The 20,688-nt window shown below is 62.3% G+C and carries 24 protein-coding genes, 1 tRNA gene and 1 pseudogene; 17 read left to right on the top strand and 9 right to left on the bottom strand.

The features are described 5' to 3' along the window. Positions 1-42 precede the first annotated feature (42 nt). Genes OSC37_RS04380 through fen form a run of 10 tightly spaced genes read left to right on the top strand, consistent with a single transcriptional unit; the run spans position 43 to position 9,362 of the window. Complete coding sequence (locus tag OSC37_RS04380) at positions 43-1,140, top strand: monovalent cation/H+ antiporter subunit E (protein WP_267163387.1); 1,098 nt, start codon at positions 43-45, stop codon at positions 1,138-1,140. Beyond that, positions 1,137-1,427: a cation:proton antiporter gene (locus OSC37_RS04385; RefSeq protein ID WP_267163388.1), complete on the top strand. Its 291-nt coding sequence runs from the start codon at positions 1,137-1,139 to the stop codon at positions 1,425-1,427. Before OSC37_RS04380 ends, OSC37_RS04385 begins: the two co-directional genes overlap by 4 nt. After that, complete coding sequence (mnhG, locus tag OSC37_RS04390) at positions 1,427-1,798, top strand: monovalent cation/H(+) antiporter subunit G (RefSeq protein ID WP_267163389.1); 372 nt, start codon at positions 1,427-1,429, stop codon at positions 1,796-1,798. Before OSC37_RS04385 ends, mnhG begins: the two co-directional genes overlap by 1 nt. Then, positions 1,795-2,340: a DUF4040 domain-containing protein gene (locus tag OSC37_RS04395; protein WP_267163390.1), complete on the top strand. Its 546-nt coding sequence runs from the start codon at positions 1,795-1,797 to the stop codon at positions 2,338-2,340. The genes mnhG and OSC37_RS04395 overlap by 4 nt, the downstream gene beginning before the upstream one ends. After that, positions 2,333-2,833 (top strand): MnhB domain-containing protein, encoded by a 501-nt coding sequence (locus OSC37_RS04400; protein WP_368409532.1) that lies wholly within the window; start codon positions 2,333-2,335, stop codon positions 2,831-2,833. The genes OSC37_RS04395 and OSC37_RS04400 overlap by 8 nt, the downstream gene beginning before the upstream one ends. Then, a complete protein-coding gene (locus OSC37_RS04405) occupies positions 2,826-3,251 on the top strand; it encodes a cation:proton antiporter subunit C (protein WP_267163391.1) in 426 nt (141 codons plus the stop codon). Before OSC37_RS04400 ends, OSC37_RS04405 begins: the two co-directional genes overlap by 8 nt. Further along, a complete protein-coding gene (locus OSC37_RS04410) occupies positions 3,244-4,848 on the top strand; it encodes a proton-conducting transporter transmembrane domain-containing protein (RefSeq protein WP_267163392.1) in 1,605 nt (534 codons plus the stop codon). The genes OSC37_RS04405 and OSC37_RS04410 overlap by 8 nt, the downstream gene beginning before the upstream one ends. Then, complete coding sequence (locus tag OSC37_RS04415; protein WP_267163393.1) at positions 4,845-6,524, top strand: proton-conducting transporter transmembrane domain-containing protein; 1,680 nt, start codon at positions 4,845-4,847, stop codon at positions 6,522-6,524. Before OSC37_RS04410 ends, OSC37_RS04415 begins: the two co-directional genes overlap by 4 nt. Next, positions 6,521-8,332 (top strand): Na(+)/H(+) antiporter subunit D, encoded by a 1,812-nt coding sequence (locus OSC37_RS04420; protein WP_438267599.1) that lies wholly within the window; start codon positions 6,521-6,523, stop codon positions 8,330-8,332. The genes OSC37_RS04415 and OSC37_RS04420 overlap by 4 nt, the downstream gene beginning before the upstream one ends. 52 nt (positions 8,333-8,384) lie before the next feature. Then, entirely contained in the window at positions 8,385-9,362 is a 978-nt protein-coding gene (gene fen, locus OSC37_RS04425; protein ID WP_267163395.1) for a flap endonuclease-1, read from the top strand. On the opposite strand, the gene OSC37_RS04430 is transcribed toward fen, so the two are convergent. From OSC37_RS04430 to OSC37_RS04450, 5 genes are read right to left on the bottom strand one after another with little or no spacing between them, the layout of a single operon-like run. Next, positions 9,327-10,016 carry a DUF7546 family protein gene (locus OSC37_RS04430; RefSeq protein ID WP_267163396.1) on the bottom strand — a complete coding sequence of 230 codons (690 nt, stop codon included), beginning with the start codon at positions 10,014-10,016 and terminating at the stop codon, positions 9,327-9,329. The two genes, fen and OSC37_RS04430, sit on opposite strands and share 36 nt — an antisense overlap. Positions 10,017-10,026: 10 nt before the next feature. Beyond that, positions 10,027-10,233 carry a hypothetical protein gene (locus tag OSC37_RS04435; protein WP_267163397.1) on the bottom strand — a complete coding sequence of 69 codons (207 nt, stop codon included), beginning with the start codon at positions 10,231-10,233 and terminating at the stop codon, positions 10,027-10,029. Next, entirely contained in the window at positions 10,230-11,960 is a 1,731-nt protein-coding gene (locus OSC37_RS04440) for a b(o/a)3-type cytochrome-c oxidase subunit 1 (protein ID WP_267163398.1), read from the bottom strand. Before OSC37_RS04440 ends, OSC37_RS04435 begins: the two co-directional genes overlap by 4 nt. Further along, on the bottom strand, positions 11,957-12,457 hold the full coding sequence (locus OSC37_RS04445; protein WP_267163399.1) for a cupredoxin domain-containing protein: 501 nt from the start codon (positions 12,455-12,457) through the stop codon (positions 11,957-11,959). Before OSC37_RS04445 ends, OSC37_RS04440 begins: the two co-directional genes overlap by 4 nt. A gap of 2 nt (positions 12,458-12,459) precedes the next feature. Continuing rightward, complete coding sequence (locus tag OSC37_RS04450; RefSeq protein WP_267163400.1) at positions 12,460-12,648, bottom strand: cytochrome oxidase; 189 nt, start codon at positions 12,646-12,648, stop codon at positions 12,460-12,462. Between the two features lie 111 nt (positions 12,649-12,759). Between OSC37_RS04450 and OSC37_RS04455 the strand changes: the two genes are divergently transcribed. The 3 genes from OSC37_RS04455 (at position 12,760) to OSC37_RS04465 (ending at position 16,079) form a co-directional block, all read left to right on the top strand. Beyond that, a complete protein-coding gene (locus tag OSC37_RS04455; RefSeq protein WP_267163401.1) occupies positions 12,760-12,960 on the top strand; it encodes a DUF8131 family protein in 201 nt (66 codons plus the stop codon). A 70-nt stretch (positions 12,961-13,030) separates the two neighbouring features. Beyond that, positions 13,031-15,451, top strand: coding sequence for a heavy metal translocating P-type ATPase (locus OSC37_RS04460; protein ID WP_267163402.1), 2,421 nt, complete (start codon positions 13,031-13,033; stop codon positions 15,449-15,451). A gap of 52 nt (positions 15,452-15,503) precedes the next feature. Beyond that, positions 15,504-16,079, top strand: a complete 576-nt coding sequence (locus OSC37_RS04465; protein WP_267163403.1) for a response regulator — start codon at positions 15,504-15,506, stop codon at positions 16,077-16,079. A gap of 8 nt (positions 16,080-16,087) precedes the next feature. On the opposite strand, the pseudogene OSC37_RS04470 reads toward OSC37_RS04465, so the two are convergent. Further along, positions 16,088-16,567: pseudogene (locus tag OSC37_RS04470) on the bottom strand (multiprotein bridging factor aMBF1); the annotation flags it as partial. On the opposite strand from OSC37_RS04470, the gene OSC37_RS19190 reads away from it, so the two are divergent. Continuing rightward, positions 16,464-16,676 carry a DUF8138 family protein gene (locus OSC37_RS19190; RefSeq protein ID WP_497007719.1) on the top strand — a complete coding sequence of 71 codons (213 nt, stop codon included), beginning with the start codon at positions 16,464-16,466 and terminating at the stop codon, positions 16,674-16,676. The pseudogene OSC37_RS04470 and the gene OSC37_RS19190 sit on opposite strands and share 104 nt — an antisense overlap. Positions 16,677-16,706: 30 nt before the next feature. Further along, entirely contained in the window at positions 16,707-17,303 is a 597-nt protein-coding gene (locus OSC37_RS04475) for a DJ-1/PfpI family protein (RefSeq protein WP_267163405.1), read from the top strand. Here the strand turns inward: OSC37_RS04475 and OSC37_RS04480 are convergent. From OSC37_RS04480 to hisC, 3 genes are read right to left on the bottom strand one after another with little or no spacing between them, the layout of a single operon-like run. After that, the gene (locus OSC37_RS04480; protein WP_267163406.1) at positions 17,279-17,887 is read right to left on the bottom strand and encodes a CDP-alcohol phosphatidyltransferase family protein; all 609 of its coding nucleotides are present in this window, start codon (positions 17,885-17,887) and stop codon (positions 17,279-17,281) included. The genes OSC37_RS04475 and OSC37_RS04480 overlap by 25 nt on opposite strands. After that, positions 17,884-18,408 (bottom strand): adenylate kinase family protein, encoded by a 525-nt coding sequence (locus OSC37_RS04485; RefSeq protein ID WP_267163407.1) that lies wholly within the window; start codon positions 18,406-18,408, stop codon positions 17,884-17,886. The genes OSC37_RS04480 and OSC37_RS04485 overlap by 4 nt, the downstream gene beginning before the upstream one ends. Next, positions 18,405-19,478, bottom strand: a complete 1,074-nt coding sequence (gene hisC / locus OSC37_RS04490) for a histidinol-phosphate transaminase (RefSeq protein ID WP_267163408.1) — start codon at positions 19,476-19,478, stop codon at positions 18,405-18,407. The genes OSC37_RS04485 and hisC overlap by 4 nt, the downstream gene beginning before the upstream one ends. 85 nt (positions 19,479-19,563) lie before the next feature. On the opposite strand from hisC, the gene OSC37_RS04495 reads away from it, so the two are divergent. Together OSC37_RS04495 and OSC37_RS04500 are read left to right on the top strand one after the other, a co-directional pair. Next, a tRNA-Arg gene (locus OSC37_RS04495) sits at positions 19,564-19,636 on the top strand. 373 nt (positions 19,637-20,009) lie between these two features. Next, the gene (locus tag OSC37_RS04500) at positions 20,010-20,276 is read left to right on the top strand and encodes a GIY-YIG domain-containing protein (protein ID WP_267163409.1); all 267 of its coding nucleotides are present in this window, start codon (positions 20,010-20,012) and stop codon (positions 20,274-20,276) included. Positions 20,277-20,688 lie beyond the last annotated feature (412 nt).

Consider the following 20,688-nt stretch of genomic DNA (forward strand, 5'->3'; position numbering starts at 1 on the left):
CCATGCGAGACCTATCACTTCGTCAACAGAGGTGCCAGGCCGGTGTCGGATAGTCGACTGCTTGTCCCCGTCGCCACGTCCTCGACGCTGCGTCAGACAGTCGAGTACGCCGTCAGAACCGCACTTGACAGCGACGGTGACGGGTACGTTCGGTTCGTCTATGTCCACTCGCCCGAGGTGTCAGATGATAGATTAAGCGACGAGACAGAGACAGATGTCGAGACGATTACCGGGTTGCTCGACCGCATCACCGTCTGGGCTGAGGAAGACACTGGTGACCACACCGGTGAACTGACTGTCGAGACCGACCAGATTGGGGCCGACAGATATCTCTTCAGTCCCAGCGACGTGGGGGCTGCACTGGCCGAAGCGGCGGCCGAAAACGACATCGACCGTGTCGTTCTCGACCCGGAGTACGACCCCGGTATCGGGTCGCCGCTCCTTCGACCCCTCGAAGTCGAGCTGACACGACTGACTGACGTTCCTGTCGAGGAGGCACCGGTCCAACGGCAGGTCCGTCGCCGTCCGCTCGTCTTACGGTCGACACCACTACAGGCTGGTACACTGGCGTTTGTCTCGTTTGTCTTCTACCAGATTCTTGGCGGCACATTCACCGCATTCGACCTCGTGACCGGGGCGGTTTCGGCGACTATCGTCGGTGTGAGCCTCGCCCGCATCACGTTCACCCACAACCCGTCGACCACCTCGCTCCGTCGGCTGCTGCGGATGGTCGTCTACGTGCCGTACCTGTTTGCCGAGATACTCAAAGCGAACATCCAGGTCGCAGCCGTGATACTCGACCCGCGGCTACCAATCGAACCCCGGCTCACGCGGGTGAACGCCGCTGTCTGGGGGAGTGTCCCGGTGACGACGCTCGCAAACAGCATCACCCTCACGCCGGGGACGCTTACCGTCCGCGTCGAGGGGCGAACCCTGACCGTACACACGCTCGTGCCCGGCCCCCGCGAGGGACTGTTCGACGGCGGGCTCGAAAGTGCGGTTCGGTTCGTGTTCTACGGTCGGAGCGCGATGAACATGCCGAGCCCCCGGGAACGAGGAGATACCGAAATTCTCCAATCTCCCGATGACGAGACAGCAACAGCAGACACTGTCGAGACCGACGGAGGTGAACAGCAATGATTCCCAACTCCGGCGACCTCGTGACCGACGCGTTCCTGATTGCGGCAGCGCTGTTTATGCTGTTGGCGGTCGCACTGTTGTATCGCGCCCTCAAGGGACCGACGACACAGGACCGTGTGCTCGCGGTGAACGTCCTCGGAACGAATACCGTGGTCATTCTCGCGTTGCTCGGGGCGGCACTGGGTGAGCCGTCGCTTCTCGACATTGCGCTCGTCTACGCGCTGTTGAACTTCCTGATGTCGGTCGCCATCTCGAAGTTCACCGTCGAGCAGGGAGGTGTGCTCTGATGGTCGACGCACAGAGTGTGGCCATTCTGGTGTTGGTCGGCCTCGGCCTGTTCTTTACGTTCGTCTCGACGGCGGGCGTGTTGCGTCTGCCCGACATCTACTCGCGGGCACACACCGCCTCGCAGGCGGATACGCTGGGTGCTGGCTTCACTCTCGCGGCCGTCGCGCTCGCGCTGGGCCTCGAAACCGGCTCGTACAAGACAGTGTTGCTGTTGTTTTTCATCTTCATCACCAATCCGACAGCCGCCCACGCGATTGCGCGGGCCGCCGAAGAAGAGGGTATCGAGCCGTGGACGACCGACGACGACCGGACCGACGAGGAACTCTACCGTGATTCGAACGTCGAAACCGACGGAGGTGACAGAGAATGATATCCGCATTCGAGGCAGTACTGTTCGCGTTCATCCTGACGACAGCGGTCGCAACCGCACTCCTGCGAGACATACTCGCGGTTATCGTGGTCTTTGCCGCCTACAGCCTGGGGATGGCGCTGTTCTATGCCTTCCTGCTCGCGCCCGACGTGGCGATGACCGAGGCCGCAATCGGTGCTGGCGTGACCACACTGTTGTTGTTGCTGGCGCTGGTCAAGACGAGCCGGCCGGACCTAGAGACGCGGTTCGAACGGCCAAACGTGCCGGCGCTGGTCGTCTTTGGCGCGCTGTTTCTCGTGCTCGCGTCGACGCTGAGCGAGTTCCCTGCCGTCGGCGCGTCGGATGCTCCGGTCTGGGACAACCCGGCAGTCACGCAGTACTACATCGAGAACGCCTACGCCGACACCCACGTCGAGAACGCGGTTTCGGCCGTGCTGGCTGGCTACCGTGGGTTCGATACCTTCGGCGAGGCCGTCGTCGTCTTCGCCGCCGGTATCGCCACACTCACGGTCCTCCACCGGGAGGTGTTCACCCGTGAGTAACGCCGATGAGAGCCCACTGGGTGACGCTGGCTCGACGTACATCGAGAGCCAGATTATTATGGTGACCGTCCGCATCATCGCGCCGTTTGCCTTCACCTACGGGCTCTTTCTGGTCTTTCATGGCTCTGGCTCGCCGGGCGGCAGCTTCCAGGGTGGGGCTATCGTCGGCGCAACTGTCCTGATGATTGCGTTCGCCTTCGGTATCGAGCCGACCCGGGACTGGATACGGAACCGGACCGTGGTCGGACTGGCCGCAGGCGGTGTCACAGCCTTCGCGATGGTCGGTCTCGTACCGATGTTGCTCGGAGGGAACTTCCTCGAATACGAACGCTACAAGACAGATCTCGGCATCGAGGTGAAGTACGGCCTCGAAGCCATCGAGATTGCCGGCGTCGCCCCTATCGTCGCAGGCGTCATCGTCGGACTCTTCTTCCTGCTCGCTGCGGGTGCGATGCAGGAGCCACCCTCCGAGGAGGTGTCGAACGATGAGTGAGCTTCTCGCTGCCGTCAGCACCGGGACACCGCTGGTGACGGATATCCTGACGAACCAGTACACGTATCTGCTGTTCGCGCTGTTGCTCGTAATCGGCTTGTACATGGTAGTTGCCAGCTCGGATCTCGTCAAGAAGATTATCGGGCTGAACCTGTTCCAGTCCGCCATCTTCCTGTTTTTCGTCTCGACAGCCTACCTGGGAGAGATTGGCGGCGAGAGCGGACAGGCACCGATTATCCCGAAGAAGGCAGTTGCCTACGACCCGTACGCAAGCCCGCTCCCACAGGTCATCGTGCTGACCGCAATCGTCGTCGGCGTGGCCCTGACCGCGGTGGGGCTGGCGCTGATAATCCGTATCTACGGCGAGTACGGGACACTCGACGAGGAGACGCTCAGGGAGGTGCGGGCCGATGACTGAGGAGTTGCTTCCCGTCCTGCTGATTGTGGTCCCGATACTCGCGGCAGCGCTTCCGGTCGTCCTCGGGTTGTTCCGACAGCAGGTCGGCTGGCCGGTCGCTGTTGGCGCGCTCTCGGTCGAAGCGGTGCTCGCGGCCTGGCTCGGGTACGCCGTCTACATCGGCGAATCCCGGGTTGTCCACGTTCTCGGCGGCGAGACCTTCGGGCGCAAGGAGGTCACGATTGGCGGCTCCGACACCGAAGGATTCATCGTCGGCATCGAGCTGGTCGCCGACGCGCTCTCCGGATTGCTCGTGGTGCTGGTCGCACTCGTTGCCCTCGCTGTGCTCGCGTACGCCCGGCGTGCAGGGCCGCGTCGGAATCCCTTCTACAGCACGTACCTCCTGCTGACCGGCGGGCTGATGGGGCTGGTGTTGACCGGCGACCTGTTCAACCTCTTTGTCTTCCTCGAGATTGTCGGGCTGATGACCTACGCACTGGTCGCCAGTGACCGCTCGGGGGCATCGACGGTCGCCGCGCTGAAGTATCTCATCATCGGGACCACCGGCGCCTCGATGTATCTCATCGGGGTCGGCTACCTGTTCGTCCGGACCGGGACACTCAATATGGTCGATGTCGCACGCGTGCTTGCCGGCGAGCCGAACTGGGTCGAAGGAGCCCTGTACAGCGAACCGCTGGTCGCCGCTAGCTTCGGGTTTATCGCCGTCGGGCTGGCAACGAAGGCGGCGATTTTCCCGCTGCATACCTGGCAGCCAGACGCTTACTCTGAGTCCCCCGACTCGGTGACGGTGCTCATCTCGGCGCTCGTCTCGACGACCACAGCCTACGCGCTCGCTCGTATCACATGGACTGTCTTCTCGCCCGATTTCTTCGCCGCCAATCCACGAGCGGTCGAGGCCCTCCTGGTGATTGCGTCAGTCAGCGTCGTAGCTGGGAGCCTCCTGGCGGCGATGCAACGGCGGGTCAAGCGCGTGTTCGCGTACTCCTCAGTTGCACAGTTCGGGCTCATCGTGATGGCTATCGGAACCGCCGTCCATCCCGCCGCCTCCGACCAGGCGACACAGTTCGCGGTCTACGGCGTTGTCGTCCACCTCATCGGTCACGCGGTCATCAAAGGAGGGCTGTTCGCAGCCGTCGGTGCACTGCGGTCGGGCACCGGCGCGCAGTACGTCGGTGAGTTTGCTGGCCTCGCCAAACAGCGGCCGTTCCTCTCGGGGAGTATCGCGGTGCTCGGGTTCAGTCTCGTCGGCGTGCCGCCGGCGGTCGGTTTCGTCGGCAAGTGGTACATCGGGCTCGCGGCCGTCGAGGCCGAGCTGTGGCCGCTGGTCGCCGTCATTTTCGCGAGCACGCTGTTGACCCTGCTGTACGTGGCGAGATTGGTCGAACGGCTGTATTTCACCCCGTCCCCCGAGACTACCGAGGCTCCCGAGCAGGTCGCCGCAGACGGGAGCGGGTCGCCTTCCTACGGTATGGTTGCTGTGGCTGTGCTCGCGGCGGTACTGGCCGTAGCGCTCGGGTTCGCAGGCGCTGAACTGACAGACGCAATGGCCCCACTGGTCGAAGCGATTCAGGAGTCGTCGCCGGAGGTACACCCATGACAGAAGCAGTCGTCACCGACATCCGACCGCTCGCTGCCGTGCTCGTCTCGGCGGTCGCGGTCGTCTTGATTCTCGCGTCGCATCGCTACCCGAACGTCCGCGAGTCGTGGTCCGTGCTCGCTGCGCTGACGAAGTTCGGTATCATCGCAAGTATGGTCCCGGGCGTGCTCGACGGCACGGAGTACCGGGCCTCGCTCGGCGAGTTCGTCTTTGGAATCGAATTTTCGCTGCGGGCCGACGCGCTGGGAATGATATTCGCCCTGCTCGCGAGCTTCCTGTGGATTTTCACGGCATTCTATGCCGCCGGCTACATGCGCGGACTCTCCGAGCACAACCAGACGCGCTTTTTCGCGGCATTTGCCGCCAGTCTCTCGACGGCTGTCGGCGTCGCATTCGCCGAGAACCTGCTGACGATTTTCGTCTTCTACGAGCTGCTCTCTGTCGCCACCTATCCGCTGGTCGCGCACGACGAGACAGAGGAAGCACGGACGGCCGGCCGGAAGTACCTCGCGTACACCTTCTTCGGCGGCGGTCTGCTCGTGTTGTCTGGGACCGCACTGGTCTTTGCGATGGCCGGGACGACCCAGTTCGGCGAGACCGCAGCCCACCTCGCGGAGGCCAACACCGCGCTGGCACGGGCGGCGTTCGGTCTGTTGGCGGCCGGCTTCGGCGTCAAGGCCGCCCTGATGCCGGTCCACTCCTGGCTTCCGGACGCGATGGTTGCGCCGACCCCCGTCTCGGGGCTGTTGCACGCCGTCGCGGTCGTCAAAAGCGGCGTCTTCGGTATCGCCCGCCTCGTGCTGGAAGTCTACAACCCCGAACTCGTCGGCGACCTGGGCGTCGGTATCGTGCTGGCTATCCTCGCCGCGGTCACGCTGACCGTCGCGAGCATCATCGCGCTCCGGGCCGACCGGCTCAAGCGCCGGCTGGCGTACTCGACAATCAGCCAGCTTTCGTATATCGTGCTCGGCCTGGGGCTCGTCGGCCCGGCGGCGGTCGCCGGTGCCGGCCTGGAGAACGTCATCAGGGGTGGGCTGTTGCACATTCCGGCACATGCATTCATGAAGCTCACCCTGTTCTTTTGTGCCGGCATCATCCACGTCGAGACCCACACCGACTACATCAGCGAGATGGACGGTATCGGAAAGCGGATGCCATTAACGATGACCGCCTTCGCCGTTGCTTCCGCCGGCATGGCCGGGATTCCGCTCGTGGCTGGCTTCGTCAGCAAGTGGTTCATTCTGATTGGGGCTGTCGAGGCCAGCCAGCCGGTGTTTGCCGTCGTCTTGCTCATCTCCGGTGTGCTCAACATCGCCTACTTCTGGCCCATCGTCTACGGCGCATTCTTCGAGTCACACGAGGATGCCGACGCAAAGCCCCTCGTCGAGGGACCGTTTGGCGGACGCTTCGGCCGGCAGGCGGCAACCGACGGCGGCGAAGAGGCGCTTCCGGACGGCGGCGAAGAGACCGACCACGACGATGAACACGGCGACCACCACGGCGGCCCGGGACCGGGCGGCTGGGACCGCGTCGGCTGGACCGGCGCTGAAGGGTCGTGGGCGATGCTCGCCCCGATTCTCGTCGTCGCTACCGGCGCGGTCGTTCTCGGTGTCGTGCCGTTCGAGGCGGTCTTTCTCGACCTTATTGAGAGTGTCGTTGAGGGGGTGACCGCCTGATGGCCTACGAGTTCGCGCCTCCGTTCGCTATCGTGCTGATTGCGGCCGTGCTCGCGGCAGTGTTACCCCGTCGACCCGGCCACGCGGTCGGCGTCCTCGCGACCGGCGCAGTCGCCGTCCTCGCCTGGGTGGTACCCGAAGGAACCTACATCGATGTCGACCTGTTCGGCGTCTTCGACGCGGTCGTCTACAACGTCGACCCATTCTCGCGGCTGATGGGCCTGATATTCGGGTTCATCGGCGCGGCGGCAGTGCTTTACTCCTATGCCAGCGAGGCAGACGGCCGCCAGACCGCGATTGCCCTCTCCTACGTGGGGACCAGCCTCGGCGCAGTCTATGCCGGTGACTGGTTGACGCTCATCTTCTTCTGGGAGCTGATGGCCGTCACCAGCACGCTGTTGGTCTGGTACTACGGCGGCGCTGCAGTCCGGTCTGGATTCCGGTACGCCGTCTTGCACGGTATCGGCGGCAGTCTCTTCCTCGCCGCTATCGTCTGGCACTACGCCGAGGTCGGGACCGTCGCCTTCACCGGCAGCGGCATCACCGCGGGCGTCCCTGCGGCGCTGGCCGCGACCGGCATCGGCGTCAACGTCGGCTTCGTCGGGTTGCACGCCTGGCTCCCCGACACCTATCCGAGTCCGCACTTCGCGGCGAGTGTATTCCTCTGTGTGTTCACCACGAAGACGGGTGTCTACGGCATGTATCGGGCGTTCCCCGACGGTCACCTCTGGATTGCCTACATGGGTGGCGCGATGGCTGTTTTCGGGGCATTCGCGGCCCTACTTCAGTCGGATATGCGCCGTCTGCTCTCCTATCACATCCAGTCACAGGTCGGCTACATGGTCGCCGGCGTGGGACTCGGTGGGGCGGCAATCGGCCACGGAGGCAAATACTACCACGAACTGGCGACCGCCGGCGCGTTCGGGCACGTGTTCAACCACATCCTCTACAAGGGACTGCTCTTCATGACTGTCGGTGTCATCATCTACCGGACCGGTAAGGAGAGTCTCGACCACATCGGCGGCCTCGGACGGCACATGCCCCTGACTGCGATTACATTCGCTGTCGCCGCGCTGTCTATCGCCGGCTTCCCGGGCTTCAACGGATTCGTCTCAAAGGGGATGATTATCGGTGCCGCCGACAAAAAAGAGCTCGAAGCACTGTGGTATCTCCTCTTGCTCGGTGGCGTCGGAACCTTCCTCTCGTTCATCAAACTCGGGTATTTCGCCTTCCTCGAAGGCGAGTACAGCGGCACGGTCAAAGACGCCAATATCGGCCAGAGCGTTGCGATGGTGTCGGTCGCGGGCCTCTGTGTCGCGTTCGGACTCGTGCCGGGGCTGCTGTTCGACATTCTCCCAGTAGAGGCCGAGGCCTACGAGTACACCACGTTCACAGTCCCACACATCGCCGAGGGTGTCGGCCTTGGGCTACTCGGCTTGATTGGCTTTGCCGTGTTACGCGGCCCGCTGCATCACATCGGCAGAGTGCCAGATATCGACGCCGTCTACAACCGCGCGTTCTTCTACGGCGGTCGGGTGCTCATCGTCGGCGTGACCGAGCTGTACGCGGCCGTCGACCGCGTGGCTGTTCGGCTGGTCCAGTCGGCATACTGGGTCGGTGGTAATCCGACACTTGCCGTGCTTCGAGCCTCCCGATATCTGCCCGAGTCGTTCCGTCCGTCTTGGGGCGACCAACAGCCACAGACCGACGGCGGCGCACCCTCGCGGCTGTATATCCGTGCCGGCGTCGGAACGTCGGTTCTTCTCCTGGCTTCGGTCCTGACGGTCGTGCTGGTCGTCGTCCTCTGACGACTGGCAGCGACCAAAAACTGTTTCGCCGCTCCGCCCCCAGACAGATGCAATGGGAAACGCAGATCTGCGTGATATCGCCGCTATCGAAGATGTGGCCTTCGAGGAGCTCGGCGGGTCGGTCGTCGCCGTCGACGCACACAACTGGCTGTATCGCTACCTCACGACGACGGTCAAGTGGACCAGCGACACGAAATACACTACCAGCGACGGGACCGAGGTTGCGAATCTCATCGGTGTCGTACAGGGACTACCGAAGTTTTTCGAACACGACATCACGCCCGTGTTCGTCTTCGACGGCGCGGTCACAGACCTCAAAGAAGACGAGATAAGCGAGCGCCGCGAACAACGCGAGCAGTACGAGGAGGCACTCGAAGAGGCACGCGAAGCGGGCGACCAGCTCGCGGTCGCACGCCTCGAATCACGGACGCAACGGCTCACAGAGACGATTATCGAGACGACGCGGGAGCTGTTCTCCGTGCTGGACGTTCCCGTCGTTGACGCCCCCGCCGAGGGCGAGGCCCAGTGTGCACACATGGCGCGGCACGGAACTGTCGACTATGCCGGCACCGAGGACTACGACGCCCTGCTCTTCGGTGCACCCCACACGCTCAGACAGCTCACGAGCAGCGGTGACCCGGAGCTGATGGACCTCGAAAAGACGCTCGACCGACACGACCTGAGCTGGGAGCAGCTGGTCGACGTGGCGCTGCTCTGTGGGACCGACTTCAACGACGGAATCACGGGAATCGGCCCGAAGACAGCGGTTTCGCTCGTGGCCGAGCACGGCGACCTCTTCGGGGCACTCGAAGCCCGGGACGAACACATCGACAACGCAGACCGGCTTCGCTCGCTGTTTCTCGACCCTGCTGTCGAGGATGTAACCGTCGACACCAATATCGACCCAGACGTGCCACGCGCCCGTGAATACGTCACCGAGACGTGGGAGGTCGACGCCGACGAAGTCGAGCGCGGCTTCGAGCGTATCGAGGAGTCACTCGTCCAGACTGGCCTCGGTGACTGGGCCTGACGTGGGAATCGCGAGTGCAAGCAAGAGGATTGTGGCGGCGAAGACAGCCGTCGAGAGGTCATACGAGAGCGACCCGGGCTGGTAGGCGAGCGTCGACCCCGTGACGACCCCGACGAGTGCGCCGACGAGTGGGAGCGTACAGCTCACACAGGCAAACAGCCCGAGCAGTCCGGCGACAGCACCACGGGCAGTCACAGCGACCGCGCGGTAGACGCCGTAGGCAAGCGCCAGGTAGCCGACGACCTCGAAGGGAATGAGTGTCGCCTGGAACGGAGGAGCTGATGCCAGAAGAACAGGTCCCCAGCCCGGTGGCGCTATCTGGACAGCGATGTCGGTCGTCTCCGCGCCGAGGCTGAGGAGACCGCCGAGCCCAGCGAGAACGACGAAGTAGCCGGCACCAACAACGAGAGCCACCGGCTGTCGCGAATGAGGGCGTCCGCGGTACCGGAGGTGAAAGACGAACCAGACAGAGAGCGCCATCCAGACGAGGGGCACAACCGCACGGCTTGGGTCGATTGGCGTCCCCGTGAGGGCAACGTGTCCGACAATCAGCGCCGTGCCGACGGTGAGCACTGCCAGTGCGGCGAGCGCAGGCGGGGCTGTCACCAGTCGCAGCGCGCGGTCGACGCCGGGATTCTGTGTGACAGTACTCATAGAGTTGTGTTTAGGTGCCCACGGCCTGTTTGCCATCGGCTTTTGGCAACAGGAGCAGGCCGACGAACATGGCCACGAGCAGGAGGCCGGCAACCGGGAAGTACACCGACAATGGTACCTCGAAGCCGAGCATCCCGAGCACGGTCCGCCCCTCGACGACGAAGACGATGGCAAACGCGAGCGCGACGAGCAAGCCAGCGGGACTGGGACGATTCATGCTATCACCCCCGCGAGCGGACTCACGAGCCAGACGCCGAACTCATACAGCGTGCCGACGAGCGTCCCTGCAGGGCCAAAGAAGCCGTTCGAGGAGACGATAGAGGTAATGGGTAGGACGTAGGTTAGCACGATGAGGAGCAGCGCAATCCCCGTCCACAGCCGGAGGTTTTCCAACACGACAGGCGCGTTCTCCGGGCCCGACAGCGCCTCGGGAATGGTGCCGTTGTCGGGTGCCGGGTTGCTCGCGACATCGAACCACGAGAGGAACAGATGTGCCATGAACAACAGCAGCGAGACGGTGAGTATCACGCTTCCGAGGGCAATCTGGAGGCGGAGCTCGTTAATCGAGCCGAGCGCGGTGTCGAAGGTGACACCGTCGTAGACCGGGTCGGCCGTCCGGCGTGGCACACCAGCGAGACCGGCACGGTGCATCGCGTTCCCCATGAAGACCATACCAAGGAACCACAGGAGCACCTGCACAAGTCCGAGACGCTTGCTGAAGACGCCGTTACCGGTAATCTGTGGCAGGAACCAGTAGGTTCCAGCCATGAACGTCAGCGCCACGGCAGTACCGACGGTGAGATGGAAGTGACCGGGCACCCAGAGGGTGTTGTGAACCACGTAGTTCAGGTTCATACCGGCGTTGACCATCCCGGAGAAGCCGGCGGCCGCGAACATCAGTCCCGCAAGCGCCATCCCGGTGAACGCGGGGTTGTTCCACGGAAGCGCACGGAGCCAGCCAAGGCGACCCGTCCCGCCGCGCTGTTTCGCGCCGTGTTCCATGCTCGCGACCACGGTAAAGGCCGTCAGCAGGCTGGGTAACAGCAGGAACATCGTGTTCGTCATCGCGACGAACTTGAACCCTTCCGCGATACCGGGGTCAACGTACTGGTGGTGGATGCCGGTCGGCACCGACAGCAGCAGGAACAGCACGAAGACGATGCGTGCGAGGGGGTCACTAAACAGCCGACCACCAGACAACTTCGGCAGGATGACGTACCACATCATGTACGCGGGCATCAGCCAGAAGTAGACGACCGGGTGGCCGAAGAACCAGAACAGCGTCCGGGTCAGCAGCGAGTTGACGCCGTCGACGAGACCGAGCGACCACGGCAAAATGAAGAACAGGATTGCGGCGGCAACGCCGATGGTGGCGAGATACCACATCAGCATCGTCGTCATCACCATGAACGCGCGCAGGGGCGTCCGTTCGCCGGGGTGTTCCTGCTTCCAGGCCCACCACGAGCGGAACCAGTCGACGCCAGCCAGCCACGTCCCGATGATGAAGGTGACCAGGCCGATGTAGAAGATAGGGTGGGCTTCCAGTGGCGCGTAGAACGTATAGAGCACGTCAGCCTCGAGATTCGTAGCGTCGGTGAACCCACCAAGCAGCGCGGCAGTGGCCATCAGCGTACCGGCCACCATCAGAATGTACCAGAGGTTGGTGAACCGGATATCCTCGGAGGACCTATCAAGGCTGTCCGTAACAGCCCACTGGAAGAATCCAACGAGGAAGTAAATCGTGAACAGCAACACCATCGCGACGCCGTGCAGCGACAGCACGGTGTAGTACGTCGAGTCCTGGATTATCTGGAGGTACCCCGTCCGGTGAAGCCCCTGAATCAGCCCCATAATGCCGCCAATCAACAGGGCAAGAAACGAGCTTGCAAGCGCGGCGCGGACGACTCGCGCTTCGTCGGGGTATCTGTCGACGAAGAGGTTCACGAGTCGACACCTCCCCACTCGTCTTCAGGAACGACCGAGAGGTTGCCGGCCATCTCGTGGTGGAGACTGCCACAGTACTCGTGACAGACGAACCCGTACTCGCCGGGATCGTCGAACTCAGCCGTGATTTTGGTTATTTGTCCGGGGATAATCATAGTGTTCAGGTTCGAGTCGACGAGTTTGAAGCCGTGGGTGACGTCGCTCGCCGTCATATAGAACGTCACCGTACTCCCTGCTGGAATTTCGATTTCACTGGGGATAAACGACGGGTGGACTGCAATCATGTTCACCTCGTAGTGGGTGTCGTTCACCTGGTGGACTCCGGTGTCACCGAACCGCTCGTGGTCGCTGAGGTTGTCGGGGTCTACGGTGCCGCCGTCGTCGTTGACCATCTCGATGCCCACGCCGACTGCACCGTAGGTAATCGTGCCGATGAAGCCGACGATGAGCAGGAGGGATGCCGCAAACCAGAGTGTCTCGTATTTGTGTATCTCCATGGTTACACCACCGATGGACCCTCTCCGAGGAACTCGACGAAGTACATGAAGACCCACAGGACCGCAAGGATGACGAAATAAATGCTGATTAGCGTCAGCGTCCCGTATGGGTTGTACTCGTCATGTCCAATTTCCGTCTCAATCTCCCCGTCCCATGCATCCGTGGAGGCGCTTTCGGTTCCCGAACTCATACTCTGTCGTGTGGGTTAGGACAACTTAAATTAGTATCCCCGACCCGCTTCCCACGGACTGAGAATAGCGGTGTTTTTTTAGAGCCACGCCGTCGTACCTTGTAGTTACCAATGGCACTTTCACCACAACGCGTCGGACTGCTATCACTGTTGGCACTGGTTCCGGTCGGTGTCTACCTGATGGGGACGGCACCACTTCGCCTGCTCGCCGTCGTTCTCACCACGGTGAACGTTATCCTCATCACTGCGTCGCTGTATTACCTCTTCGGGGACGCTCCCACCGACCTCGGGTACGACAGCCTGCCGGTCTGATGGTCGTTTTCCCGGCGAATCAGCCCGTCTCTACACGAGATGGAACCACCGCGGGGCCGTTCTGTCCCAGATGACATCCTGTACACTCTGTGAACTGCCCGCCGACGACGGTGTGACCGACTCCGAAGTCGACGGCGAGTTCTGCTGTCATGGCTGTCTCGAGGTGTACCGCAGACTCGGTGATGTCGATGTCTCCGAGACAACAGACCTCAGACCGGAGGGCGACACTGACGAGCCATCACACCCAGATTCCGCCGAGACGGCATACCTGGCGGTCGACGGGATGCACTGTTCGACCTGCGAGGTCTTCCTCGAATCGGAGGCCTGCCAACGGGACGGGGTCTACGACGCCGAGGCCAGTTACGCCGCCGAGACCATCAAGCTGGTCTACGACCCCGACGAGCGGGCCGAGAATGACCTCGTCGATGTCGTCACGGGTATGGGATACCACGCCCGCGAGCGCGACGAACAACCCTACCGAGATGCCGGCGCGGTGAGTCGCCTCCTGGTCGGCGGTATCTTCGGGATGATGGTGATGACGTGGTACGCGCTCTTTCTGTATCCCACGTACTTCGGCTACGACCCTGTCGTCGAGTTCGGCCAGTTCGACGGCCTCTATCTCTACAGCCAGTTCGCCATAATGACCGCGGTTATTATCTTCTACACCGGTCGTCCGATGCTCCGTGGGGCGTACGTGAGTCTCCGGGCCGGACGGCCGAACGTCGACCTGCTGGTGACGATTGCCGCCCTAGCGGCGTTCACCTACAGTACGGCCCGGCTACTCGTCGGTGGGACCGACTTCTACTACGACGTGAGTATTGTTGTCGTGCTCGCGGTGACGGTAGGTAACTTCTACGAGGAACGCATCAAGCGTCGGACTGCTGGTCTGCTCGCGGACCTGACCGAACTCCAGGTCGAAGAGGCAACGCTCGACAGCGGCGAGACGATACCAGTCGAAGAAATCTCACCGGGCGACCGACTCCGCGTCGCACCCGGTGAACGGGTCCCCGTCGACGGCACTATAGAGGAGGGGACCGCGGCGGTCGACGAATCGCTCGTGACCGGCGAGTCGATTCCCGAGACCAAACGACCTGGCGACGAGGTCAGGGGTGGGACCGTCGTGACCGACGCGCCGCTGGTCGTCGAAGCGGGACCCGAAGGTGAGAGCACCCTCGACCGCGTCGTCGAGTTGCTGTGGGACATCCAGGCGTCCCGGCCCGGCGCACAGCGTGTCGCCGACCGGCTGGCGACGGTGTTCGTCCCGCTGGTGTTAGCTCTCGGTGCGGGTATCGCGACGTGGCTGCTTCTCACGGGTTCTTCCCCCCGGGCCGCAGTTCTGACCGGGCTCACCGTCCTCATCGTCTCCTGTCCCTGTGCGCTCGGGCTCGCGACACCGCTTGCGGTCGCCTCCGGCCTCCAGTCGGCCGCCGCCAAGGGCATCGTCGTCGCGACGCCGGAGTTGTTCGAACACGCCGGCGAGGTGGACACACTCGTCCTCGACAAGACGGGAACGATTACCGACGGCGAGATGGCGGTCACGGCGGCGACCAGCGTCGATGTCGACGAGGAGACGTTGCTCGCGCGGGCGGGCGCTGTCGAACAGTACGCAGAGCACCCGGTCGCCGAGGCCATCGCCCAGACAGCGAGCGAAGACCATCTCCCGGCGGTCGACCTCGACAGCTTCGAGTCGGAGACCCGTGGCGTCTCTGCCGTCGTCGACGGCGAGCGCGTCCTCGTCGGCCACCCAGCGTTCGTTCGCGAGCGTGACTGGGAGATTCCCGTATCGCTGGAGGAACCACTCTCGGCTGTCCGTGAGCGCGGCAACGTCCCCGTCGTCGTCGGGTGGGGCGGCCGGGCGTACGGTGTCGTCGGCGTCGGCGACACCCCGAGAGAGGACTGGGAGGTCGTCGCCGAATCGTTCGAGAACTGTGACGTGGTGGTGTTGACGGGCGACGAGGGAGGCGGCGTCGAGCGGTTCCGGGAACACGACGCTGTCGATGAGGTGTTCGCAGGTGTTCCACCGGATGGCAAAGCTGAGACTGTCCGCCGGCTCGCAGCGACCGAGACAGTGGCGATGGTCGGCGACGGCAGCAACGACGCCCCAGCGCTTGCGGCTGCCGACGTCGGAATTGCACTCGAAAGCGGCACCCAGCTTGCGACAGACGCCGCCGACGCGATTGTTCTAGAGGGAGACCTCCATCGCGTTCCCGCGGTCTTCGACATCGCGTCCGGGACGAAACGTCGAATTCGCGAGAATCTGGCGTGGGCGTTTCTCTACAACGCAGTTGCGATTCCGCTTGCGCTGTTTCAACACATAAATCCGCTGTTTGCGGCCCTGGCGATGGCGACCAGTAGCCTGCTGGTCGTACTGAACTCTGCGCGCACACCAACGGGAGAGACAGACGCGGCGGCTACACCTAAGACGCCCGCAGACGAGGAGACTCGGTCGTCTGGGCGGACAGCGGGCGTGGGAGACGCCCAGAGCGCGTAGGCCAATGGTTGGATTAATACGGGTGGGTACCACAACGTACGAGTAGAGACACGTGACAGACGACGCTCCCGCCGACGCACTCAACCGCGATGCGAACATCCTCATCGTCGAAGACGAGGAAGACCTAGCGGATATGTACGCCGCGTACCTCAAAGACGACTTCACGGTGAGTGTGACCTACGGCGGCGAGGCAGCCATCGACGCCGTCGACGATACAACTGATATCGTCTTGCTCGATAGACGGATGCCAGTGGTTACCGGAAACGAGGTGCTGGCGTATATCGACGAACAGGGATTCGACTGCCGGGTCGCGATGGTGACGGCGGTCAACCCCGACTTCGACATCATCGACCTCAGAATCGACGACTACCTCGTCAAGCCGGTCTCTCACGAGGATATTCGACAGACAGTCGAGCGGATGCTCAAACTCGAAGCGTACAACGAGCGCATGCAGAAGCTCACCTCGAAGAAGCTCAAGCGGAACGTACTCGAACTCGAAAAGACCCGTGCACAGCTGAGTGAGAGCAACGAGTTCCAACAACTCAACGACGACATCGACCAGTTGGAAGAAGAGGTCGACTCGATTACCGCGGAACTCGACCCCGAAGGACTCCAGCGGTCGCGGTAGTCACGCCGTCAAGAATCGTTCCGTTCGACGACATCACCGAGCGTGTAGCCGCCGGTGGCGTCGTCGCTCTCCCAGTCGGTTTCGTCGCTTCCGCCGCTGGTCGTCAGCGAGATGTCGAGACCGCGCTCTATTTTCTCGCGTACGTCGTCAGAAGGAAGCGTCTCCCCGTGTTCGAGCTTGCGCATGAGACTTGCCTTCTCGTTGAGCTGCTTTGCGAGCTCGTCCTGTGTCAGGCCGGCGCTCTCGCGGGCGTTCCGGATGCGTTCGTCGTAGTCGGGTGCAATCTCGTCCATCTCGTCGTAAATGTCGCGCCGACTCCCCCCACCACCGGTGCTGCCCGTGGTGCTAGAGGAGCTGCTCGAACTCGACGAACTCGAACTGCTCGTGGAATACTTCGTCGACGTCGAGGACGATCCCGAGTCGGTTTTGACCTCGGTCCCGAATTCGGTACACTCGTCACAGACATCGAGTTCAGCCCCCTCAATCTTGACGCGATTCGGACTGGCTGTCTCAGTCCCGCACATCTCACACTGGACCATATTTCCCTCTTGTATGCCCCGTCGCATAAATGGTGTGTTCGCGCCGGTACCCCGGTAGGCCTTTGCCGGTCGGCGTCCCGGTTCCAGTATGGAGTTCGCTATCCTCGTTTACGACGGGTTCGACGATCTCGACGCCTTCGGTCCCTTCGAGGTATTCAGCCACGCACAGCGCGCCGGAGCTGACATCGAGGTCGGACTGTACACACTCGACCCAGCCGAGACCGTCGAGACCGGCCACGGGCTCACCGTCGAACCAGACGGCACGATGCCAGACAACCCGGATGTCGTCGTCGTTCCAGGTGGAGGATGGTCGACCGGCCGCGAGGCGAGTGCCCGCGGCGAGTACGAGCGTGGAGCGATTCCAGAGGCGCTCGCGGCGTATCACGAGCAGGGGGCCGTGGTCGCGTCGGTCTGTACGGGCGCGATGTTGCTCGCCGGTGCGGGACTTACCGATGGCCGTCCAGCCGTCACCCATCATTCCGCGATTGCAGACCTCGACGCAAACGGTGCCGACGTGGTCGACCAGCGCGTCGTCGACGACGGTGACATTGTGACTGCGGGCGGAATCACCTCAGGAATCGACCTTGCCTTGCATTTGGTCGAACGCGAGTTCGGGGCAGAAATCGCCGAGAGTGTCGCCGAGACGATGGAGTACAGCCCTCAGGGTAGTTCTCGCATCGAGTAGTAGAACCGCTGGGCAGCAGTCAGGTGACCGACAACGGCGAAGACGGCCAACAGGATACCCACCAGACCCACCTCGAACACAGTCACCTCGACAAAAGGGGTGAGGACTGTGACTGCAGTCACAAGCGCCAGCCGGTCGGCACGCCCGAGCAACCCCCCGTAGACTCGGTCGATGCCGACAGCCTCCGCCTGTGTCCCCAGGTACGATGTCATCAATACGCCCGTGACAGCGGCGAACCCGAGCGCGTAGTTCTCGACACCAGTCGCGAGCCCGCCGACGATGAGAATGTCAGCGTACCGGTCGAGCACGTGGTCGAACATATCACCGGACATCGAGTCGACGCCGAGTTCGCGTGCCAACCCGCCATCGAGGAGGTCCAGAACGCCGTTGATAACAACGAGAACCGCCCCGACCAGATACAGAGACTGCTGGTCGCCGGCAGATGCGAACGCTCCGCCGGCCGCGGCCGCAACGAGAATTGCAGCCACGCTGACGAGATTCGGCGTCAACCCTACGCGCACTGCTCCGACTACAAGCGGCTGCATCATCCGGTCCGCGAGGTCTCTGAACCCACTCAGTGTCATAGGTACTCGGTGTACGAGACGGTTCCCGCGCTGGGGTCGCGGCTCCCGTCGACGACAGCGGCTATCTCGCGTGCGACTGCCTCTGGTGACAGGTCGGTGGTCACAATCTCGTAGACGCTGTCGGCTCCGTGAGCCTCAACTGCCTCTGTGAGCACGACATCGAGGGCTTCGCTTTCGGCATTTTCCGCTCTGGACGCCGAGGGTTTGTCCCGCGCTTCGAGGCGCTCTTCGAGCGTGTCGGGGTGACAGCGACAGACCACGACCCGGTCGGCCTCGAAGTGATGGGCGAGGTGGGACTCGAAGAGGATATCCTCGCGGCCGGCGAGCCAGTCCGCAACCGCGTCGAAATCGACAACTGCCGACTCGCGCTCCTCGTCGTAGCCGGCAGTGAACTCCTCCTGTTCGACGAGTTCGTTGAGATGGACTACGTCCATTGCTTCGTCGAGTTCGCCGGCCTCGACCAGTTGCTCGACGGCTGTGGTCTTTCCGGTGCCGGGCGTGCCGGTGACAGCGACTCTCACCTATCGATCACCTCGTTCAGCGTGTCGACGGCCTCGGGGGTGGTTTCGCGTGTGCCACAGGTGATACGGATGCACTCGGGGAGGCCGAAGCTGGAGCAATCTCTGATGATGATGCCCTCCTTCTGGGCGTCGGCAGCGACGCGTTCGGCGTCGCCGACCCCTGCGAGAACGAAGTTCCCGCCGCTCTCCCAAGTGGGTGCGTCGAGATTGTTGTAGATGTACTCACGTGCCCACCGGGCCGTTTCGACGGTCTTCTCGACGTGTTCGTCATCGTCGAGCGCTGCCAGCCCGGCTCGACAGGCAGGGAGGTTCACAGCAAACGGCGTGTTCACGCGGTCGTACGCGTCGGCCCACTCATCGGGAACGAGTCCATATCCCAGTCTGAGCCCCGCGAGACCGTAGACTTTCGAGAACGTCCGAAGGAGTGCGACGTCGTCGCGTTCTTCCACCAAGTCGCGGGCGGGACGCGCATCGGTGAACTCGGCGTAGGCTTCGTCGACGAGGACAAGCGTTTCCTCGCTCGTCTCGCGGGCCACCGTCTCGATATCTTCGTAGGCCATCTCCGAACCGGTGGGGTTGTGTGGTGTCGTCAGATAGATGATTCGGTGGTCCTCGTAGGCATCGAGGACTGCCTCGGGCGTCTGTTCGAACCCCTCATCCTTCGAGAGATGATAAGTGTCGACGACGCCGTCCTGGTACCGGGTGCTCATCGCGTAGTACGCGAATCCCGGCTCGGGGACGAGAACGCGGTCACCTGGGTCGAGCACGGCACGTCCAAGATAATCGAGGACACCGTCGCCGCCGGGGCTCAGCCAAATTTGTTCCGTCGTCACGTCCCACATCTCGGCAAGCGCGGCCACAAGGTCGGCGTGGGCCGCTTTTGGATAGGTGTGGACCGACTCCGCGGCCGCCTGGACTGCCTCAACAGCCAGCGGGCTGGGCCCGAAGGGATTCTCGTTCGAGGACAGTTTGACGAGTTCGTCGGGGTCGAGCCCGAGGTCGCGCGCGACTTCTTCGATTCCTCGTCCCGCCCGGTAGGGGACGTGTTCCGACAGGTCCCGTAGTTCCATGCCAGAAGGATACGTTCGCCCGCTCTTAAGCGTGGTTATCCCACGATGGAAACGATTTTCTCACCGCGGGACCCACCCTCGGCCAGGGCGTGTGGCCTAGCGGATAGGGCGAGGGGTTCCTAACCCCTCGATCGCGGGTTCGAATCCCGCCACGCCCGTTCACTTCCTGAACGCTTCACATTTGGCAGACGGCAACCGGTTGTTTATAAACCGAGTGACGCCCGCGCGGTTGATTTCGTTCAGCTACTGAACGCGGCCCATGCTGTCTTGCGATTCTCGCACTTTCAGTTACTGCACGCCGAGGATTTAAACAACCGGTCGTTGGGAGATTTATTTCCAGATTGATTCGGAAATGGCGCTTACCGAAGACAGTGGAACAGCAAAATCCATCGGGAGATTGGCCGGTATATCAGTGCAAGACAGAGGGCGCTTATTGCTCGCTAATTTGTCTTCGATATGTATTAAATGACTTGTTCAGTGCACAGAGTCTAATTCAAAACAATTTGATTGGCGGTGTCTGCGGGGAGCAGCATGTCGCTCTGGGATAGGCTGAAACAACACTACGGAGCGGGCAGCGGGAGTTCCGACCATCCTCACAGGGGCGCTCACGGCGGCTCTATGTATCGTAAGCGCATCGGCGAGGCGATTATCGAGAAACACGACCTGGACGACGACTATCCCGACTGGGACAAACGCTGGTCGAGCATTGACCGTGAACGGTCAGAGGTTCGTGATGAGGAATATATCCTCAAACGGAGAGTGAGCACCTACATCGGTGAACCATCGGTCTTTAGCTAAGAGAAGAGTCACGTGACAGCAGCGGCTTATCAAGGCTATTTTGCGAAAAAAATGAGGAGGGAAAGGCTATGCACACCAAAACCTCCTCACCGAGACTAATGCGTCGACCATCCGTCTTTAGCTAAGAGCGCAATCGGAAGACAGCAACGTAATAGACTCAGATCCGGTTTGGAAGGGTCGAGAGCTATTTTGGCCTCTGAACCGCCATTACACCGATTCAGCGATTTGCCAGAGCAGCCATCACACGGCTTGTCCGGCGTAGCTAAAGACGAATGGGCCAGAATTAAACCGGTATATCGCTATCAGTATTTTCAGGGTCAAAACTCAGCTCATCCTGCGCTTCCAGCACGTCAGCTACGTCAGAAATGTCCTGAATTTCCGTGTTCTCGGGTCGTAGTGAGCTCCGGACGGA

Source organism: Halovenus salina (assembly GCF_026410925.1).
GTDB classification, from domain to species: domain Archaea; phylum Halobacteriota; class Halobacteria; order Halobacteriales; family Haloarculaceae; genus Halovenus; species Halovenus salina.

Bases quoted from the DNA above. Each gene is read 5' to 3' on its own strand.
- OSC37_RS04500 (WP_267163409.1), top strand. From the start codon at position 20,010: ATGTCGCTCTGGGATAGGCTGAAACAACACTACGGAGCGGGCAGCGGG.
- mnhG (WP_267163389.1), top strand. From the start codon at position 1,427: ATGGTCGACGCACAGAGTGTGGCCATTCTGGTGTTGGTCGGCCTCGGC.
- OSC37_RS04435 (WP_267163397.1), bottom strand. From the start codon at position 10,233: ATGAATCGTCCCAGTCCCGCTGGCTTGCTCGTCGCGCTCGCGTTTGCC.
- OSC37_RS04455 (WP_267163401.1), top strand. From the start codon at position 12,760: ATGGCACTTTCACCACAACGCGTCGGACTGCTATCACTGTTGGCACTG.
- OSC37_RS04395 (WP_267163390.1), top strand. From the start codon at position 1,795: ATGATATCCGCATTCGAGGCAGTACTGTTCGCGTTCATCCTGACGACA.
- OSC37_RS04415 (WP_267163393.1), top strand. From the start codon at position 4,845: ATGACAGAAGCAGTCGTCACCGACATCCGACCGCTCGCTGCCGTGCTC.
- OSC37_RS04405 (WP_267163391.1), top strand. From the start codon at position 2,826: ATGAGTGAGCTTCTCGCTGCCGTCAGCACCGGGACACCGCTGGTGACG.
- fen (WP_267163395.1), top strand. From the start codon at position 8,385: ATGGGAAACGCAGATCTGCGTGATATCGCCGCTATCGAAGATGTGGCC.
- OSC37_RS04475 (WP_267163405.1), top strand. From the start codon at position 16,707: ATGGAGTTCGCTATCCTCGTTTACGACGGGTTCGACGATCTCGACGCC.
- OSC37_RS04450 (WP_267163400.1), bottom strand. From the start codon at position 12,648: ATGAGTTCGGGAACCGAAAGCGCCTCCACGGATGCATGGGACGGGGAG.
- OSC37_RS04445 (WP_267163399.1), bottom strand. From the start codon at position 12,457: ATGGAGATACACAAATACGAGACACTCTGGTTTGCGGCATCCCTCCTG.
- OSC37_RS04410 (WP_267163392.1), top strand. From the start codon at position 3,244: ATGACTGAGGAGTTGCTTCCCGTCCTGCTGATTGTGGTCCCGATACTC.
- OSC37_RS04480 (WP_267163406.1), bottom strand. From the start codon at position 17,887: ATGACACTGAGTGGGTTCAGAGACCTCGCGGACCGGATGATGCAGCCG.
- OSC37_RS04430 (WP_267163396.1), bottom strand. From the start codon at position 10,016: ATGAGTACTGTCACACAGAATCCCGGCGTCGACCGCGCGCTGCGACTG.
- OSC37_RS04460 (WP_267163402.1), top strand. From the start codon at position 13,031: ATGACATCCTGTACACTCTGTGAACTGCCCGCCGACGACGGTGTGACC.
- hisC (WP_267163408.1), bottom strand. From the start codon at position 19,478: ATGGAACTACGGGACCTGTCGGAACACGTCCCCTACCGGGCGGGACGA.
- OSC37_RS04385 (WP_267163388.1), top strand. From the start codon at position 1,137: ATGATTCCCAACTCCGGCGACCTCGTGACCGACGCGTTCCTGATTGCG.